Here is a 17735-nt window from a genome sequence, read left to right as displayed (position 1 = left end):
TAAATTTCACGGCGATGACGCGAACGCACCCTTGTGCGCGGCCGGTGGCGGTGGGAATACTCGGCGGCGCAATTTGGCATGGACGCGCCCCTGAGTGGGGAGAAGCGCCATGTCGTTACGCCCTCCGGGCCCTGGCACCCCACTGCCGTCGGGCCCAACCCCCCACTGGAAGGCAGAGACTTGAAGCACCGCCGCATACCCAAGCGTCGTGTCGCCATAGCCGGAGCCGGCATCGCGGCCCTGGTCGCCACGGGCATCACCCTGCAGAGCGCCAACGCCGCCCCCGGTGAGACCCAGCCCGACACCCTCTCGGTCGGCGCCGCCGGAAAGCTCGCCAACACCCTCACCTCGTCGCTCAAGAGCGACACGGCGGGTGCGTATTACGACGCCAAGGCCAAGAAGCTCGTCGTCAATGTGGTCAACAAGGGTGTCGTGGACAAGGTCCGGGACGCCGGGGCCGAGGTCAAGGTCGTCAAGCACACCCTGGCCGAGCTGAGCGAGGCGCGTCAGACGCTCAAGGAGAAGGCCACCATCCCCGGCACCTCGTGGTCGGTGGACCCCAGAAGCAACAAGGTCGTCGTCACCGCGGACAGCTCCGTCAAGGGCGCCCGGATGGCCACCCTCGGCAAGGTCACCGACGCGCTCGGCGACAAGGTCGAGGTGAAGCACTCGGCCGGTAAGTTCTCCACCTTCATCGCCGGTGGCGACGCCATCTGGGGCGACGGCGGGCGCTGCTCGCTGGGCTTCAACGTGGTCAAGGGCGGCCAGCCGTACTTCCTGACCGCCGGTCACTGCACCGAGGCCATCAGCAGCTGGTCGGACTCGCAGGGCGGCGAGGAGATCGGCACCAACGAGGGCAGCGACTTCCCCGGTAACGACTACGGGCTGGTCAAGTACACCAAGGACACCGACCACCCGAGCGCGGTCGACCTCTACAACGGCAGCACCCAGGCCATCTCCAAGGCCGGTGACGCCACGGTCGGCCAGAAGGTGACGCGCAGCGGCTCCACCACCCAGGTGCACGACGGCGAGGTCACCGGCCTCAACGCGACCGTCAACTACCAGGAGGGGACGGTCGAGGGGCTGATCCAGACCACGGTCTGCGCCGAGCCCGGCGACAGCGGCGGCGCGCTCTTCGCGGGCGACACCGCGCTGGGTCTGACCTCCGGCGGCAGCGGTGACTGCTCCTCGGGCGGCGAGACCTTCTTCCAGCCGGTGCCGGAGGCGCTGCAGGCGTTCGGCGCCGAGATCGGCTGACCTGGGACGCGTTTCGCTCCCGCGGTCCGCTCCCGTGTGAACAAGAGCAGGCCCCCGGACACCCGTGGACGGTGTCCGGGGGCTTTCCCTTTGCCGTGCTCAGCCCGTTGTACTCAGGCTGTTTGTGCTCATTGCCGTGTTCGGTGGTCGGTCAGCCGGTCAGAACTCGAAGACCATCGTCGGGGCCGCGCTCTTGAAGCAGTTGTTCGCGAAGGTGTGCTCGTACGACACCCGGCGGCCGTCCCAGATCCCCTCGGCGGTGACCGTGATGGGGTGCCACTCCTTGGTGCACACCCGGCCGGGCTCCGCGCCGGTGCGCAGCTGGCCGAACGTGCCGCCCACGGAGCGGAGTTCGGCGCATGCCTTGGCGGGGGCCGGGTGGGTGCCGGTGGCGGTGGGGCGACAGCTCAGTGTCACCGCTCGCTGGACCTCGGTCGTGGCCCCGTCGGCTCCCCAGCCGACGGTGAGGACCAGCGCGGAGGGCGGGTACAGGCTCTGCGGCTTGGCGGGCTGGGCGCTCGCCGTGCCGCTCGTGCCGATCCCCAGCACGGCGCTCACGGCCAGAGCGGCTCCGAGCCCGATCGCCCCAGTAGTCTTCCGCATTTCGAACACTCCCTTGCTCGTCGTTGCAGATACCGGACGGAGTCTTACGCGGTGCGCGTCAGGAACGCACGTCGATCGAGCACTTCCGGTCGCTACAAGTAGTCGTTCGGTGGCTTATTGTCGCGTGCGGGAGATGGCCGGGCGCGGAACGCCGCGTGGCGACCGGGTGCGCGACAGCGCGCGGTTGCGCCCCTCGGAGGACCCCGGCGCCGTTTCGCGCCCCCGGTGGATGGCGTGCTCAGTGAGGTGCCCGAGGCGCTCAAATCGATTCAAGGACGCTCAGGTGAGCAGGACCGAGTGATGTCCATGATGCCTCTGGGGTGAGGGCTGCCGCGTACCCCGCTAGAGCGAGAACCTGCCAGGGCAAGCTGACCGGTGGTGGCCGCTCTAGCCCAGCTCTCCGCTCAGGGCCCCGGCCTGCCGGCCCCAGCCGTAGCCGCGCCCCACGCGCAACCGCAGCACCAGCCGTCGCTCGGCCACCATCGCGGTGCGGAACTCCTCCCAGTCCGGATGGTCGCCCTGGATCGCGCGGTAGACCTCCACCAGCTCATCGGCGGTGGCGTCATGGGGGTCGGCGGCGACCGGCGTCAGCTCGGCATCGCCCTCGGCGACCAGATAGGAGGAGTGGTCCCCGCTGGTGACGTAGAAGCTCGCACGCGGATCGCGGCGCAGATTGCGGGTCTTGGCGCGGTCATCGGTGACCGAGATCCGGATGAGGCGCGTCGCGGGGTCATAGGTGAAGGCGACATTGGAGAGCTGCGGCCGTCCATCGCGCTTGAGGGTGACGAGCGCGCCGGTGCGCTGCTCCCGTAGCAGGTCGAGCAGGGATCCCTCCGTCATGGTGATCAGCATACGCGCGGGCCGGTGACCGGCCCATGGATTCGACCGACCGGCTTCCGTGCGTCGCGTTCGCAAGGCGACACGCGGGATTAAAGGGCGTTTTAGGTGCTTATGGTGGAGAGGGGAAGCGCGATCGAACCGACTCGCACGTCTGTTCGAGAATGGGGTTATGGTGGGGCGTGGGACAAGCAGGGTCGGTCAGGGGGTGTGAGCAGCGGGAGGTGCGGATGCCAGGCTTCACGCATCTGCACACCGCGTCCGGGTTCTCCATGCGGTACGGGGCCGCGCACCCGGAGCGGCTGGCGCAGCGGGCCGCCGAGCGCGGCATGGACGCGATCGCGCTGACCGACCGCGACAGCCTCGCCGGAGCGGTGCGGTTCGCCCGGGCGTGTGAGCGCGCGGGAGTGCGGCCGCTCTTCGGGGTGGACCTCGCCGTACGGAGGGAGGACCCGGAGCCGGGGCGCACCGTTCGGCGCCGTACGCCGGTGCGCGGCGGGGCGTTCATCGACGAGTCCACGCCCCGGGCGGTCTTCCTCGCCCGGGACGGCGCGGCCGGCTGGGCCGCGCTGTGCGGGCTGGTCTCCGCCGCCCATGCGGGGCTCACTCACTCCGGATCCGCCCGGACGAACGGCGACGGGCCGCCCCTGCTGCACTGGCGCGACCTGGTGAGCGACCCCGGCGCGCTCGCCCCGCTGACCGTGCTGCTCGGCCCGGACTCCGATGTCGGCCGGGCCCTGGCCGCAGGGCGCCCCGACCGGGCCGCGCGGCTGATCGCCCCCTGGCGTGAACTCTTCGGCGGCGCGCTGCGGCTGGAAGCCGTATGGCACGGCCGCACCGGCACCGGCCCGGGCTCGCTGCGGCTCGCCGCCCGTACCGTCGGCTTCGCCGCCGACCAGGGCATCCCGGCCGTGCTGAGCAACGCCGCCCGCTACGCCGATCCGGGGGAGGGGCCGGTCGCCGACGTCCTGGACGCGGCCCGCCGGCTCGTCCCCATCGACCCGCGCACCCCCGGGGCGCTCGACAGCGGTGAGCGCTGGCTCAAGGGGCCCCGGGACATGGCGAAGGCGGCCGAGCGGATCGTGGAGGCGGCCGGGATGCGGCGGGACGCCGCGCACCGCCTGCTGGAGGAGACCCGGCGCACCGCCGCCGCGTGTCTGGTCGACCCCGAGGACCACATCGGCCTGGGCAGCGTCCACTTCCCCGAGCCCCGGCTGGTCGGGGCCGGGCGGCGGAGCGCCGAGCGGGTGCTGCGGTCGCGCTGCGCCGCCGCCATGGTGCTGCGGGGGTACGACCGGGACCGGGTGCGCTGGGAGCGGCTCGAGGACGAGCTGCGCACCATCGAACGGCTCGGCTTCGCCTCGTACTTCCTCACCGTCGCGCAGGTCGTCGACGACACCCGGGAGCTCGGCATCCGGGTGGCCGCCCGTGGTTCCGGCGCCGGATCGTTCGTCAACCATCTGCTGGGCATCGCCCACGCCGACCCCGTGGCCAATGACCTGCTGATGGAGCGCTTCCTGTCGGTGCGGCGGGCCGCGCTGCCCGATATCGACATCGATGTGGAGTCCGCGCGCCGGCTCGACGTCTATCGCGCGATCTTCGAGCGGTTCGGGGCGGAGCGGGTCGCGACCGTCTCGATGCCCGAGACCTACCGGGTGCGCCATGCCGTACGGGACGTGGGCGCGGCGCTCGGCATGGACCCGGCCGAGGTGGACCGGCTCGCCAAGTCCTTCCCGCATATCCGCGCCCGCGATGCCCGCGCGGCGCTCGCGGAACTGCCCGAGCTGCGGGCGCTACGAGAAGCGACCGCCGAGCAGGAACGTTTCGGCAAGTTCTGGGAGCTGGTCGAGGCGCTCGACGGACTGCCCCGTGGCATCGCCATGCACCCCTGCGGTGTGCTGCTCTCGGACGCCGGGCTGCTGGCCCGTACGCCCATCGTGCCGACCAGCGGCGAGGGCTTTCCCATGTCGCAGTTCGACAAGGACGACGTGGAGGAGCTCGGACTGCTCAAGCTCGACGTCCTCGGGGTGCGGATGCAGTCCGCGATGGCGCACGCGGTCGCGGAGATCCGGCGGACCACCGGGCGGGTCGTGGACATCGACGACCCCGGGCAGGTCCGGCCCGGCGATCCGGCCACCTACGACCTGATCCGCTCCACCGAGACACTCGGCTGCTTCCAGATCGAATCGCCCGGTCAGCGCGATCTCCTCGGTCGGCTGCAGCCCACCTCCTTCCACGATCTCGTGGTCGACATATCGCTCTTCCGGCCGGGCCCGGTCGCCGCCGACATGGTCCGGCCCTTCATCGACGCCCGGCACGGCCGCAAGCCCGCGCGCTATCCGCATCCGGACCTGGAGGACGCGCTGCGCGAGACCCACGGGGTCGTGGTCTTCCATGAGCAGATCATCAAGATCGTGTCGATCATGACCGGATGTGAACGGGACCTCGCCGACGAGGCGCGGCGCGCGCTGTCCAACCCCGAGCGGCAGGGGCGGGTGCGGGCCTGGTTCCACGCGGAGGCGGAGAAGCGGGGCTATGCGCCGGAGGTGCTGGCGCGCACCTGGGAGATCGTCGAGGCGTTCGGCTCGTACGGCTTCTGCAAGGCGCATGCCGTCGCCTTCGCGGTCCCGACGTATCAGTCCGCCTGGCTCAAGGCGCACCATCCGGCCGCCTTCTACGCCGGGCTGCTCACCCATGACCCCGGGATGTACCCGAAGCGGCTGCTGCTGGCGGACGCGCGGCGACGCGGAGTGCCGATCCTGCCGCTGGATGTGAACCGGTCGGGCGCCGCCTATCAAATCGAACTGACGTCTGGTGATTCTCGTGACATCAGTAACAAGGAGGACGGGCGCAGTAGGGGGGATGGCCGCAGTAAGGGGGACATCGGTGTCCGGCTGGCGCTGAGCGACGTCCACGGCATCAGCGAGGCCGAGACCGAGCGGATCGCGGCCGGAGCGCCCTACTCCTCGCTCCAGGACCTGTGGCTGCGCGCCCACCCCGGGCGGCCGGTCGCCGAACGGCTGGCCCAGGTCGGCGCGTTGGACGCGTTCGGCGCCAGCCGTCGCGATCTGCTGCTGCAGATCGCCGAACTGCACCGGCAGCACCGGGGCGCCGCCGCCCGGCATAACGCGGAGGGCCAGCTTCCGCTGGCCGAAACCGGCCCCGCCGCCCCCGCCGGACTCCCCGACCTCGACGCGGACGAACGCCTCGGCGCCGAACTCGGCATCCTCGGCATGGACGTCTCCCGCCATCTGATGGGCGACCACCGGGACTTCCTGGAGGAGCTGGGCGCGATCCCCGCGAAGCGGCTGCGCGACGCGCCGCACGGGGAGGTCGTGCTCGTCGCCGGCGCCAAGGCCGCCACCCAGACCCCGCCGATCCGCTCGGGGCGCCGGGTCATCTTCACCACGCTCGACGACGGTACGGGGCTGGTCGACTGCGCCTTCTTCGACGACAGCCACGCGGCGTGCGCGCACACCGTCTTCCACTCCTGGCTGCTGCTCGTACGCGGCGTGGTCCAGCGGCGCGGCCCGCGCAGCCTCAGCGTCGTCGGCTCGGCCGTGTGGAACCTCGCCGAACTGGCCCAGCTCAGGAAGGAGGGCGGCCTCGAAGCGGTCGCCGCCGAACTGGCGGGGGCGGGCCCGGAGACGGCCGAGGCGGGCTCCGGTACCGGCCGCGAGGCGGGCTCCGACTCCGGCAGTGACTCCGACTCCGGCCGCCGGATCGAGATGCCCACCGGTTACGCCATGCACCCCTGGGCCGACCTCCAGCCCGCGGGCGACCAGGCCGCCACCGGCCGCAAGCTGTGGCATGCGAGCCCGGGGAGCGCGGGATGATTTTCGGCCACAATTCCCTCTCGCCCCGCCCGCCGGGCACGCCCGCGTCGGGTACGCCCCTGCCGGGTGCTGTGACCGGGGCGCGCCCGGCCGGGCCGGTGACCGTGGCCGGGGCGCCCGCGCCTAAGGGCCGGCAGCCCCGTCGTGTTTCCAGCGCCACCTCGCCCGGCCTCCTGGCCGAGGCGCGCTCGGGTACGCCGGTGCCCGGGCGCGGGGTGGGTGCTGTGGGCGTGTCCGCTGCGCGACTGGCCGGTGTCGTCCCGCTTGGCGCTCGGGCCGACATGCGCCAGACGGCGTCGGCCGAGCCGACCGTGTCACGGGGGACGGCCGAAGCGGCGCCCGGTGCCGTGGTCGGCGTGGCGTCCCTTGGCGGGTCTGCCGGACGCCCGGCCGGCGCCACCACGCCCGGGGGCGTGGCCGATGTGTGCTCGGGCGGCGGTGAGGAGTTGAGCGGTGAGGTCGCTGAGGGGGCGTCGGCCGGCAGCTCGGGCCGGGCCTCGGGTGGCGTCGGGGGAGCGACTGGAGAGGGGGAAGTGGCTGAGGATTCATCGGCCAGGCCCCGGGGTGGAGGCACGGACGGCGGAGGCCCGGGCGGCGGGGGTTCGGCTGAAGCGGTCGGAGGTTCGGCTGAGGCAGGGGCGGAGGGTCCGGGCAGTTCCGGTGGGGACGGCAACGCCTCGGACTCGGTTCGTGAGGGCGACGTGCCGCATGTGTTGTACGTGCGGTTCCATCCCGCGCCCGGGGAGGATGTCTACCAGGGCCTGCTCACCCTGCTCGGTGAGCTGACGCCCGTCGTCGAGGCGCTGCCGCCCGATGCCGCGTTCGCGGATGTGCGGGGCGCGCTGCGGTACTTCGGGCGGGACGCGGCGGGGTTGGCCGAGATCGTACGGGTCCGGGCGCTGGCCCGGTACGGCGTGGACTGCACCGTCGGCGTCGCCGCCAACCCCCTGCTCGCGCGCATGGCCGCCCAGGAGCCCGGCGCCCCCGCCTCCAGGGGCGGCCGGTCCGGAGGCGGGTCCGGCGGCAGGTCCGGCCAAGCGGCCGGGTCCGTCCGTACCGTTCCCGGTGATCCGGACGCCGTCGCGGCGTTCCTGGCGCGCAAGCCGCCCATCGCCCTGCCCGGGGTGGGGCCCGCGACCGCGCGCACCCTGAGCGCGTACGGGCTGGACAGCGCCGCGCGGATCGCCGCCGCGCCGCTGTCCACTCTGCAGCGGATCCTCGGCGCGGCGACCGCGCGCCGCGTCCACGCGTGGGCGCGCGGTATCGACCCGGCGCCGGTCACCCCGAACGCCCCCGCCCGTGCGATGGGCGCGGAACACCGCTTCCGCCACGACGAGTTGGACCCGGTCCGCAGGCGCCGCGCGCTGCTCACCCTCGCCGACGGGCTCGGTGTCCGGCTGCGGACGAGTGGGCAGGTCGCGGCCGCGATCAGCCTCACCGTCCGCTACGCCGACCGCTCCACGACCACCCGCTCCCGCACCCTGACCGAGCCGACCGCGCACACCCCGGCGTTGACCGCCGCCGCGTACGCGCTGCATGACGCGCTCGGGCTGCAGCGGGCCCGGGTGCGGTCCGTGGCGCTGCGCTTCGAGGGGCTGATGGACGCCGAACTCGCCTCCCATCAGCTCACGTTCGACCCCGCGGACGAGAAGTCACGCCGCCTGGAGGCCGCCGCCGACCGGGCCCGGGCCCGCTTCGGCATCTCCGCGGTCCGGCCCGCCGGATTCCTCGACGTCGCGTAAGCCGCAGGTCCCACCAGTCCCACTGGTTTTCCCACTTCGCGTAACCCGGCGCATTCCTGGACGTCACGTGAAAAGCGTGTAAACGTTCCTTCACTGACGAATGGCTGGATGGCTTTGCTACTCGCGCGTAATTTCGATTGAGCGCACCACTTCTTGTGATCCGGATCGCAGGGCGCAGCGCAAGCGCACCGTCAGCGCAACTCTCTCCCCCACCAGCGAGGAGTTCATGTGATGCTGCCCCGGAGGCGTATCCGGCGATTCCGGAAGACCAAGCCCCGCACGTTATTGCCCGCCCTGGCCCTCGCGGTCGCGGCGACCGTGGCGACCCCCACCGCCGCGCTCGCCACGGACACCGCGTCGCAGGGGGTGAGCAGCGGCTGGAACGACTACTCCTGCAAGCCCTCGGCCCAACACCCGCGCCCCGTCGTCCTGGTGCACGGCACCCTCGGCAACTCCGTCGACAACTGGCTCGGCTTCGCGCCCTACCTGGTCAAGCGCGGTTACTGCGTCTTCTCCCTCGACTACGGCCAACTGCCCGCCGTGCCGTTCTTCCACGGTCTCGGGGCGGTCGACCAGTCGGCGAAGCAACTGTCCACCCATGTCGACCGGGTGCTCGCCGCCACCGGCGCCGCCAAGGTCGACATGGTCGGGCATTCGCAGGGCGGGATGATGCCCCGCTACTACCTCAAGTTCCTCGGTGGCGCGCCGAAGGTGAACGCCCTGGTCGGCATCGCCCCCACCAACCACGGCACCACCCTGTCCGGGCTGACGAAGCTGCTGGACTACTTCCCCGGGGTCGGCGATCTCATCGCCAAGGGCGCCCCGGGGCTGATGGACCAGGTGGTCGGTTCGGACTTCCTGCGGCGCCTCAACGAGGGCGGCGACACCGTCCCCGGAGTGCGCTACACCGTCATCGCGACCAAGTACGACGAGGTCGCGACCCCCTACCAGGCGCAGTTCCTCTCCGGTCCGAACGTCAAGAACGTGGTGATCCAGGATCTGTGCGCGACCGACATCTCGGAGCATCTGGCCATCGGCCTGACCGACGGGCTGGCCTTCCATGAGGCCGTCAATGCCCTCGATCCGGATCACGCCACCCCGACCACCTGTGCGTCGGACGACTGACGCTTGCCCGTCATGGCGCGCCCTGTCTCGGTCCGTACGAGCAGGGCGCGTCGCCCGTCGGGCTGGTCCGCCTCGCGCCGCTACCAGCCCGCCCTCGACCGCCCCGGCGACGAGCGGCCGTCGTCCGATTACTCGGCGACGAGCTCGACCTCGAGGTTGCCCTTCGTCGCCTTGGAGTACGGGCACACCTGGTGCGCCTGCTCGACCAGCTTGCGGCCGGTCTCGTTCTCCAGGTCGCCCGGCAGCTCGACGCGCAGCGTCACCTTGAGCCCGAAGCCGCCGTCCGCCTCGTCCTTGCCGATGCCGACCTCGGCGGTGACGGAGATGTCCTTGGTGTCGACCTTGGCCTGGCGGCCGACGAGGCCGAGCGCGGACGCGAAGCAGGCGGCGTAGCCCGCGGCGAAGAGCTGCTCGGGGTTGGTGCCCTGGCCGTTGCCGCCGAGGGCGGGCGGCATGGCGAGCGGCAGGTCGAGCTGTCCGTCGGAGCTCACGGCCCGGCCGTCGCGTCCGTTGGCAGTGGCCACCGCGGTGTAGATCGCGTCCATGAAGACCATCCCTTTCGTGTCAGGCAGTCGGGAGGTGGGCGCCCGGTGCGCCCTGCCTCCGGATGGAAGTACAGCACACAATTAAGTTGTGCACAACTAAAGGGTACGCTGGACACATGTCACACCAGCCCGACCGCACCACCACCGACACCGATCGCACCACCCCGGAGCCGCACCCCGCCGATGAACTGCTCCGGCTCGATCGGCAGCTCTGCTTCTCCCTGCACGCCGCCTCCCGCGCCTTCGACGGCCTCTACCGCCGGGTGCTGAGCGACACGGGGCTGACCTATCCGCAGTACCTGGCCATGCTGGTGCTCTGGGAGTACGGGGAGATGCCGGTCAAGCGGCTGGGGGAGTTCCTGCGGCTGGACTCGGGTACCCTCTCGCCGCTGCTCAAGCGGATGCAGACGGCCGGACTCGTCCAGCGCGAGCGCAGCGCACACGACGAGCGCTCGGTGACGGTCCGGCTGACGGCGGAGGGCGCGGCGCTGAAGGAGCGCGCCCAGGGCGTCCCCCTGAAGGCGATCGAGGCCAGCGGCCTCGGCCTGGCGGAGGCGGTGGACCTGCAGGCCCGGGTGCAGCGGCTGACGGCGGCCCTCGACGCGGCGCTGGCCGACGAGGAAGCGTAGGCCCTGTCCGGGGATGTTGGTGACGGGCGACTCGTCGTGAAGGGTGCTTGAACGAGGCGGGGGAGGAACGAGGAGAGCCGGTCCCGGGGGCGGCGTCATCCTCCCCGGGACCGGCTCGCTCCGATCGGCCGCGGTTACGTTACGGCCTACGGCCTCAGCCGCGGCCGCGGCGTACGGCCTTGCGGCGGTTGGCGGCGGCGAACAGCACGGCCGCGCCGGCGGCCAGGACCGCGGCGCCGCCGATGGCCATGGGGGCGGTGGACCCGTCGCCCCCGGTCTCGGCGAGACGCTGCCCGTCGGCGCTGCCGTCCTGCGGTTCGGTGTCCGCGGCCATGACCTTGGCGCTCTTGGCCTCGGGCTGGTTCGCCTCCGTGCTCTTCTCGTCCGCCGCCTTCGGCTGGTGTTCGGCCTCGGCGCCGTCGTCACCGCCGTGGCCGTGGTGATCGACGGTCGACTTCTCGGTGCCCTCCGCTATCTGCGCGTCATTGGGCGCGGCGGCGGTGGGTGCGGAACTCGCGCTCGTCCCGGCCCCCTTGGCCGCCGCGGCTCCGGCTCCGCCGAACGTCACGTCCGAGCAGGTGTAGAACGCCTCCGGGCTGTCCGAGCGCTGCCAGACGCTGTAGATCAGATGGCGGCCCGACTTGTCGGGGACGTTCCCCGTGAAGACGTAACTCCCGTCCTTCAGCGTGGGATCGGTGACCTTGGCGAACGGCTCCGACTCCAGGTCAGCCCAGGTGAGCGGCTTCGTCGGGTCGTAGCCGTCCTTGGTGACGTACAGCTCGAAGCTGCCCCGGTGGGGCGCGGTGGCCCGGTAGGTGAAGGTGTGCTCACCGGCCGTCATGGCGGTGGCCGGCCAGTCGGCGCGCGGCAGGTCCAGGCCCTTGTACTTGTCGCGGCCCGCGCTGCACAGCTTTCCGTCCGGGATGATCTCCTTGTGGCGCCCGGCGGCGTCCGGGATGTTGACCTCGTTCCAGTCGTAGAGCGCCTGGGTGCCGCCCGCCTGGACGGCCGCCTTGCAGGCCGCCGAGTCCGGGCTCTCCGGCCCCTCCGCGAAACACGCCGACACCCGGCTGACCGGGTCCTGCATCGAACCGTGCGCGGCGGCCGGGTCGGCGGTCAGCGCGGTGAGGGCGAGTGGCACCACGCCGAGTACGGCGAGCCGGGCGGTTCTGCGGTGAGCGGTCGCACGAGCGGTCATCGTCGGGGGCTCCTTCGGTGGGGGACGCGCTGGGAGGTCACGCGGTTGGGGGGTGATGCGGTTGGGGGGTGACGCGCAGCACGCTAGCCCCGCCCAACGGCTTCCTCGCCGGTCTTATGGCGCCGTTAAGGAGCAGCTCAGGCAGAGCTGAGACTGGCCCGGTCCCGGGGGTACCCGAGGTGATCGCCGATGATTGCGGGGGGTCGGTGGCGTGGAAGGGTGACACATATGACCGCAACGAACTCTTCCGGCGGCTCCGGCGGCCCGGGCGCCTCCCGTGGCGCCGCCCGCGCCTCGGCCCGTGAGCTGATCGAGGCCATCGTCGACCCCGGTAGCTGGCACGGCTGGGACGAACCGGTGGAGATCACCACGGACGACCCCGACTACCGGGCCGACCTGGAGCGGGCAAGGGAGCGCACCGGGCTGGACGAGTCGGTCATCACTGGTGAGGGCCGTATCGAGGGGCGCAGGGTGGCGCTGGTCGCCTGCGAGTTCCGCTTCCTGGCCGGCTCGATAGGGGTCGCCGCGGGGGAGCGGCTGGTACGCGCCGTGGAGCGGGCCACGGCGGAACGGCTGCCCCTGCTCGCGGCCCCGGCGTCGGGCGGCACCCGGATGCAGGAGGGCACGGTCGCGTTTCTGCAGATGGTGAAGGTGGCCGCGGCGATCACGGACCACAAGGCGGCGGGCCTGCCGTATCTCGTCCACCTCCGCCACCCCACAACCGGCGGCGTCCTCGCCTCCTGGGGCTCCCTCGGCCATGTCACCGCCGCCGAGCCGGGCGCCCTCATCGGCTTCATGGGCCCGCGGGTGCATGAGGCCCTGTACGGGGAGGAATTTCCGCCCGGTGTGCAGAACGCCGAGAACCTGATGAACCACGGCCTGATCGACGCGGTGCTCCCCCTGAGCCGACTGTCGGGCGTGGCGGCACGGGTGCTGCGGGTCCTCTGCGCGAGCGAGCCCGCCGAGGCCTCCGGTCTCGGGGTGGCCCCGGCTTCCGGCCCCGGGGTGGCCCCGGCCTCCGGCGCCGCCCCAGCGGCGGAGGAACCCGGGCGGCGTGGGGATGCCGCGGCCGGGGGCAGGCCGTCCATGGCGCCTGGCGGCGTGGACGGCGCCGCCACGCCGGAGGCGGCAGGGGTCGCCGGGGGCGTGGGGTCCGCCCACGATCGGGCCGCGCCCGCCGACTTCGGCGGGGCCCCCGACGGCGCGGGGCCGGGAGTGGTTGTGCCGTCGGCGGAGGTGTCGATACGGGCTTCGCGGCGGGCTGAGCGGCCCGGAGTGCGGGATCTGTTGCGGGTCGCCGCCGAGGATGTGAGTCCGCTCAGCGGTACGGGGGCCGGGGAGCACGATCCCGGGTTGTTGCTCGCGCTCGCCCGGGTCGGCGGGACGCCCTGTGTCGTCCTCGGCCACAACCGGCGCAGCGCCCGCGAAGGCGATACGGCCGAGGGGCCGGGGGAGGGGCAGGCGCTGGGCCCGGCGGGGCTGCGGACCGCGCGGCGCGGGATGCACATCGCCGCTGAACTCGGCCTGCCGCTGCTCACCGTCATCGACACCGCGGGGGCCGCGCTCAGCCGTGAGGCCGAGGAGGGCGGGCTCGCGGCGGAGATAGCGCGGTGCCTCGCCGACATGGTGACCCTGCCCGCGCCCACCCTCTGCCTGCTGCTCGGCCAGGGCGCCGGCGGCGCCGCGCTCGCGCTGCTGCCCGCCGACCGGGTCGTGGCCGCGCGCCACGCCTGGCTGTCGCCGCTGCCGCCGGAGGGCGCGTCCGCGATCCTCCACCGCACGACGGAGCGGGCGTACGAGGTCGCTGCCCGCCAGGGCGTACGCTCCGCCGACCTTCTCGCCCAGGGCATCGTCGACCGCATTGTGGAGGAGGATGTCTCCGGCTTCGGGGACGGCGCCCGGGCTGGGGACGGCTCCCAGGCTGGGGACCGCTCCCAGGCTGGGGACGTTTCCCAGGCTGGGGACGGCTCCCGTGTCGGGGACGCCTCCCGGGCCGGGGAAGCCTCCGGCTTCGGGGACGCCTACCCGGCTGGGGACGCCTCCCGCGTCGGGGACGGCTCCCAGGCCGGGGACCGCTCCCAGGCCGGGGACCGCTCCCGGGCCGGGGACGCTTCCCAGGTCGAGGGTGCCTCCGGGGCCCCGGAGACCTCCCGTGCCGAGGACGCCTCCCGCGCCCCCGACGTCTTCCTGAGCCGCCTCGGCCATCTCCTCGGTGCCGAACTCGCCGCCCTGCGCGCCCAGGACCCGGGTGAGCGGCTTGCCGCGCGCCGCGTTCGTCATCGCCGGATCGGGCTGGGCCGTTGACGCCGACCGTTGACCGTTGTTGACGGCTAATCAGGGCCAAACGGGCGGACCGGCACGTCGAATTAGCGGTCTTAGGCATGCCTAACCTAATCTCGGGCCGTGAACGAGAATGATCTCGACGCGGCGTCACGGCCGTCCTCTTCCCCTGCCCTCGGGGGCTCCTCGGCCGCCCCGACGCCGCCTCGGCTGCACCTCCTGGCCCTCAACCCCACCGACTCCGTCACCGAGGGCTTCCTCCCCGCGGCGGCCCGGCTCGGCCTGGCGGTCACCCTGCTCACCGACCAGCCCGAGGCCCATGAACGCGCCTACGGGCGGCAGGACCACGCGTTCCCCGCGCTCGACATCGTCCCCTGCGACGTACGGGACTTCGCCGAGGTCATCAGCCGTATCGCCGCCGACGGCCGCCCCCGCGCCGTCTTCACCAACAGCGACCACCTCCAGACCCAGGCCGCCCTCGCCGCCGAGTACTTCGGCCTCCCGGGCAAGGACTGGCGCGCCGCGCTGCGCACCAAGAACAAGGCCGAGCTGCGCCGCGCCCTCGCCGCCGCGGGCCCGGACGCCGCCGACCCCGCATGGTCCGCCGACCCCGCTTGGTCCGCCGACCCCGTCTGGTCCGCCGAACTCGCCACCGGGCAGGAACCCGCCACCCTCGCCGGACTCGACGCGCCCTACCCCTGCGTGGTCAAACCGCGCGAGGGCGTGGCCAGCGAGGACGTCGTCCTCGTCGCCGACGCCGACGAACTCGTCCGGCGCTGCGTCGAGATACGGGCCCGGCGGCCCGGAGCTGCCCTGGTCGTCGAGGAGTTCCTGGACGGCGAGCTGCGCACCCTCGAAACCCTCGGCGACGGCCGCACCCTGCATGTCCTCGGCGGCTTCCGCACCGAGCTCTCGCCGCCCCCGCACTTCATCGAGGAACGGCTGCACCTGCTGCCCGCCCCATCCCCGCAGCCGCACACCGATCAGGTGCTGGCGCAACTGCGCGCGCTGGGCGTCGGCTTCGGTGTGTGCCACACCGAGTATGTCGTCCAGGGTGACCGGGCCCGCCTCATCGAGGTCAACTACCGTGCCATAGGCGACCAGTGCGACCTCGCCCTCGCCGAACTCCTCGGCATCCCCCTTTTCGAGTACATCCTCCGTACGCACCTGGGCGAGCCGCTCCCGGACGACCTCGGCGCGCGCACCGACGGCAGGGTTCGCATGGAGTACGTCCTGGCCGACCGCGCCGGGCGGCTCGCCTCCGCCCCTCCGGCGAGCGTGACCGAGCGCGACGGCGTACGACTGGACTACCGGCCGCTGCGCGGGGTCGGCGAGGAACACCCACTCCACCGCACCAATCGAGACTTCCTCGGCGTACTCCGGGCCACCGGCACCGACCAGGGGCGGATCGACGCGGCGGTGGCGCAGTTCCTCGCGGCCCACCGATGGGAGATCGTGTGACAGAGGAAGAGGAGCTTCTCGGACGGGTGCTCGACACGCTCCTCCGAGAGGACGCCTACAAGCTGCGCAGCCGCGCCACCCTGGAACGGCGCGCCGACGGCGACTGGCTGCGCATCGCGCTCGAGGGGGGCGAAAGCGTGCTGCTGCCGGTGGAACCCGAGGGCTTCCAGTGCGATATCCGCGCTCGTCGCCGGCCCCTGCGGTTGAGCGCTCCCGCGACTGCCGAATGGACCCTGGCCGAACGGGCCGACGCCGAACCCGGCGATGCCGAACGGACCTCCGCCGAGCCGGGCGGTGCCGAACGGGCTGACGCCGAACCGGGCGATGCCGATAGGGCCCCCGCCGGACGGGCCGACGCCGAATCGGCCCCGGCCGAACCGGGCGATGCCGAACGGACCTCCGCCGAACCGGCCGACGCCGATCGCGCCGATGCCGAACCGGGCGGTGCTGATCGGGTGGACGCTGAACCGGGCGGTGCCGAACGGTCCCCGGCTGAACCGGCCCCGGCTGAACCGGCCTGTGCCGAACCGGCCGACGCCGAGCCGCCGTCCGCGTCCGGCCCGGCCAGCGAGTCCAGGGACTGTGCCCCGGCCGAACGGCCGCTCACCGGCCTCGCCCCCGTCCTCGGGCGGCTGCGGGCCGCCGTGCCGGAGGAGGACCGGCCGCTGTACGACGTCTTCGTGACCGAGTGCCGACAGGCCCTCGACGCCATGCGGCTGCACACCCGCATCCGTCCCGCCGTCGTCGCCGAGCTGGCCGCACGCCACGGCGAGGGGCAATGGACGGGGATGCCCGGGGCGGTCGCGTACGACACGCTCGCCGCCTTCCGGGACCACCCGGTCTACCCGACCAGCCGGGGCCGGGCCGTCTTCACCGAGGGCCAATTACGCGCCCACGCACCCGAGTTCCACCCCACCTTCCTGCTGCGCTGGCTCGTCCTCCCCCGCGAGGCGGTGGGCGGTGACCCGGCGCGGCTGCCCGACTGGTGGCCGACGCCCGCTCAGCTCGGCCTCGGAAGCGGGCGGCCCTCCGACGAGCGGCGGCTGGCCTTCCCCGTGCATCCGCTCACCGTCGGCCGCCCGCTCGAAGCCGCGCTCCGCGCGGCCGGGCTCGACGGCGAAGCCCGGCTCGCCGACCGCCCCCTGCTGGACGTACGGCCCACCCTCTCCATGCGGACCGTCGCCGTCGCCGACGACCCTCTCGTCCACCTCAAACTGCCGCTCACCACCGCCACGCTGGGGATGCGCAACCGGCGCTCGGTCAAACCCGGCACGCTGATCGACGGCGAGGTGGCACAGCGCCTGGTGGAGGCGGTGATCGCGCGCGAGCCGCGATTTGGTGCGACCGTGCTGCTCGCCGACGAGACCACCCACCTTCACGCCGGACACGAGCTGCTGGCCACGCTTGTACGCCGCTACCCGCCCGGGCTGGAGAACGCCACCATCGTGCCGCTGGCCGGGCTGCTCGCCCCCGCCCCGGACGGCACGCTCGTCATCGACGGGCTCGCCGAGCGCCACTACGGCGGGGACGTCCTCGCCCTGCTCGACGACTACCTCACCCTGCTGTTCGACTTCCACACCACACTCTTCGCGTACGGCATCGCGCTGGAGTCCCATCAGCAGAACATCTCGCTGGTCTTCGAGGGCGGCGGTGGAGGCGGCGGTGACAACGCCGGTGCCGTGCCCCGGCTGCGGCTGCTCATCAAGGACCACGACGGCCCTCGCGTCCACGCGATACGGCTCGCCGCCATGGTCGGCGGAGGACCGGCCGCCGACCTGTGCGGATTCGACGACCGCAGAATCCTGACGTCCGGCGACGGGCCGGTGGCCGACGTGTTCACCACTATCACCGTCCATCTGTGCGCCGCCGCCCCCGTCTTCGAGCTCGCGCGCCTCGGCCGGGCTCCGCTCGACACCCTGCTGCGGCGGCTGCGCGACCGGCTCACCGACGCCGTCGACCGGCTCGCCGTCACCCGGCCCGGTGCCGCCGCCGCGCTGCTGCGGCGGCGGGTGCTGGACGCGGATCGGCTGCCGGTCAAGGCGATGGTCACCGCCGGCACCTTGTTCACCAAGGAGCGCTCGGGCGCCGCGGACATCAACAAGCACTACGTCACCGGGCCCAACTATCTGCTGCGGGGAAGCGGCAGATGACCGCCGCGCCCCTCTTGCCGATACCGCCAAGCCCCTCTTGCCCCTCCTGCCCCTCTCTCCTCCGCACCCGCT

Annotated in this window: 12 protein-coding genes; 8 read left to right on the top strand and 4 right to left on the bottom strand. The window is 72.8% G+C overall.

Features of this window, described 5'->3' with window-relative positions; translation table 11 throughout:
- The first annotated feature begins 180 nt into the window (after positions 1-180).
- A complete protein-coding gene (locus J5X86_RS19115; protein ID WP_208517980.1) occupies positions 181-1257 on the top strand; it encodes a S1 family peptidase in 1077 nt (358 codons plus the stop codon).
- Between the two features lie 159 nt (positions 1258-1416).
- On the opposite strand, the gene J5X86_RS19110 is transcribed toward J5X86_RS19115, so the two are convergent.
- On the bottom strand, positions 1417-1860 hold the full coding sequence (locus J5X86_RS19110; RefSeq protein ID WP_059146915.1) for a subtilase-type protease inhibitor: 444 nt from the start codon (positions 1858-1860) through the stop codon (positions 1417-1419).
- Between the two features lie 387 nt (positions 1861-2247).
- Positions 2248-2700 carry a PPOX class F420-dependent oxidoreductase gene (locus tag J5X86_RS19105; RefSeq protein ID WP_106685981.1) on the bottom strand — a complete coding sequence of 151 codons (453 nt, stop codon included), beginning with the start codon at positions 2698-2700 and terminating at the stop codon, positions 2248-2250.
- Positions 2701-2927: 227 nt separating this feature from the next.
- On the opposite strand from J5X86_RS19105, the gene J5X86_RS19100 reads away from it, so the two are divergent.
- The 3 genes from J5X86_RS19100 (at position 2928) to J5X86_RS19090 (ending at position 9400) form a co-directional block, all read left to right on the top strand.
- The gene (locus J5X86_RS19100) at positions 2928-6533 is read left to right on the top strand and encodes a DNA polymerase III subunit alpha (RefSeq protein WP_208517979.1); all 3606 of its coding nucleotides are present in this window, start codon (positions 2928-2930) and stop codon (positions 6531-6533) included.
- Between the two features lie 701 nt (positions 6534-7234).
- Positions 7235-8275: a helix-hairpin-helix domain-containing protein gene (locus J5X86_RS19095; protein ID WP_208517978.1), complete on the top strand. Its 1041-nt coding sequence runs from the start codon at positions 7235-7237 to the stop codon at positions 8273-8275.
- Positions 8276-8506: 231 nt separating this feature from the next.
- Positions 8507-9400 (top strand): triacylglycerol lipase, encoded by an 894-nt coding sequence (locus tag J5X86_RS19090; protein ID WP_208517977.1) that lies wholly within the window; start codon positions 8507-8509, stop codon positions 9398-9400.
- Positions 9401-9528: 128 nt separating this feature from the next.
- Here the strand turns inward: J5X86_RS19090 and J5X86_RS19085 are convergent, their stop codons facing one another.
- On the bottom strand, positions 9529-9945 hold the full coding sequence (locus J5X86_RS19085; RefSeq protein ID WP_078647314.1) for an organic hydroperoxide resistance protein: 417 nt from the start codon (positions 9943-9945) through the stop codon (positions 9529-9531).
- Between the two features lie 116 nt (positions 9946-10061).
- On the opposite strand from J5X86_RS19085, the gene J5X86_RS19080 reads away from it, so the two are divergent.
- The gene (locus J5X86_RS19080) at positions 10062-10574 is read left to right on the top strand and encodes a MarR family winged helix-turn-helix transcriptional regulator (RefSeq protein ID WP_208517976.1); all 513 of its coding nucleotides are present in this window, start codon (positions 10062-10064) and stop codon (positions 10572-10574) included.
- 154 nt (positions 10575-10728) lie between these two features.
- On the opposite strand, the gene J5X86_RS19075 is transcribed toward J5X86_RS19080, so the two are convergent.
- Positions 10729-11772, bottom strand: coding sequence for a lytic polysaccharide monooxygenase (locus J5X86_RS19075; protein WP_208517975.1), 1044 nt, complete (start codon positions 11770-11772; stop codon positions 10729-10731).
- A 228-nt stretch (positions 11773-12000) separates the two neighbouring features.
- Between J5X86_RS19075 and J5X86_RS19070 the strand changes: the two genes are divergently transcribed.
- The 3 genes from J5X86_RS19070 (at position 12001) to J5X86_RS19060 (ending at position 17663) form a co-directional block, all read left to right on the top strand.
- Positions 12001-14076 (top strand): carboxyl transferase domain-containing protein, encoded by a 2076-nt coding sequence (locus J5X86_RS19070; protein ID WP_208517974.1) that lies wholly within the window; start codon positions 12001-12003, stop codon positions 14074-14076.
- Positions 14077-14262: 186 nt separating this feature from the next.
- On the top strand, positions 14263-15513 hold the full coding sequence (locus J5X86_RS19065) for an acetyl-CoA carboxylase biotin carboxylase subunit family protein (RefSeq protein ID WP_208518040.1): 1251 nt from the start codon (positions 14263-14265) through the stop codon (positions 15511-15513).
- On the top strand, positions 15510-17663 hold the full coding sequence (locus tag J5X86_RS19060; protein ID WP_208517973.1) for an IucA/IucC family protein: 2154 nt from the start codon (positions 15510-15512) through the stop codon (positions 17661-17663). Before J5X86_RS19065 ends, J5X86_RS19060 begins: the two co-directional genes overlap by 4 nt.
- Positions 17664-17735 lie beyond the last annotated feature (72 nt).

The sequence above is a fragment of the Streptomyces sp. NEAU-YJ-81 genome (genome assembly GCF_017592595.1).
Taxonomy (GTDB): Bacteria; Actinomycetota; Actinomycetes; order Streptomycetales; family Streptomycetaceae; genus Streptomyces; species Streptomyces hygroscopicus_B.
Note: the sequence above shows the minus strand (reverse complement) of the source record. Positions and strands in the feature narration are given on the sequence as shown.

Bases quoted from the DNA above. Each gene is read 5' to 3' on its own strand.
- J5X86_RS19110 (WP_059146915.1), bottom strand. From the start codon at position 1,860: ATGCGGAAGACTACTGGGGCGATCGGGCTCGGAGCCGCTCTGGCCGTG.
- J5X86_RS19105 (WP_106685981.1), bottom strand. From the start codon at position 2,700: ATGACGGAGGGATCCCTGCTCGACCTGCTACGGGAGCAGCGCACCGGC.
- J5X86_RS19100 (WP_208517979.1), top strand. From the start codon at position 2,928: ATGCCAGGCTTCACGCATCTGCACACCGCGTCCGGGTTCTCCATGCGG.
- J5X86_RS19090 (WP_208517977.1), top strand. From the start codon at position 8,507: ATGCTGCCCCGGAGGCGTATCCGGCGATTCCGGAAGACCAAGCCCCGC.
- J5X86_RS19085 (WP_078647314.1), bottom strand. From the start codon at position 9,945: ATGGACGCGATCTACACCGCGGTGGCCACTGCCAACGGACGCGACGGC.
- J5X86_RS19080 (WP_208517976.1), top strand. From the start codon at position 10,062: ATGTCACACCAGCCCGACCGCACCACCACCGACACCGATCGCACCACC.
- J5X86_RS19075 (WP_208517975.1), bottom strand. From the start codon at position 11,772: ATGACCGCTCGTGCGACCGCTCACCGCAGAACCGCCCGGCTCGCCGTA.
- J5X86_RS19070 (WP_208517974.1), top strand. From the start codon at position 12,001: ATGACCGCAACGAACTCTTCCGGCGGCTCCGGCGGCCCGGGCGCCTCC.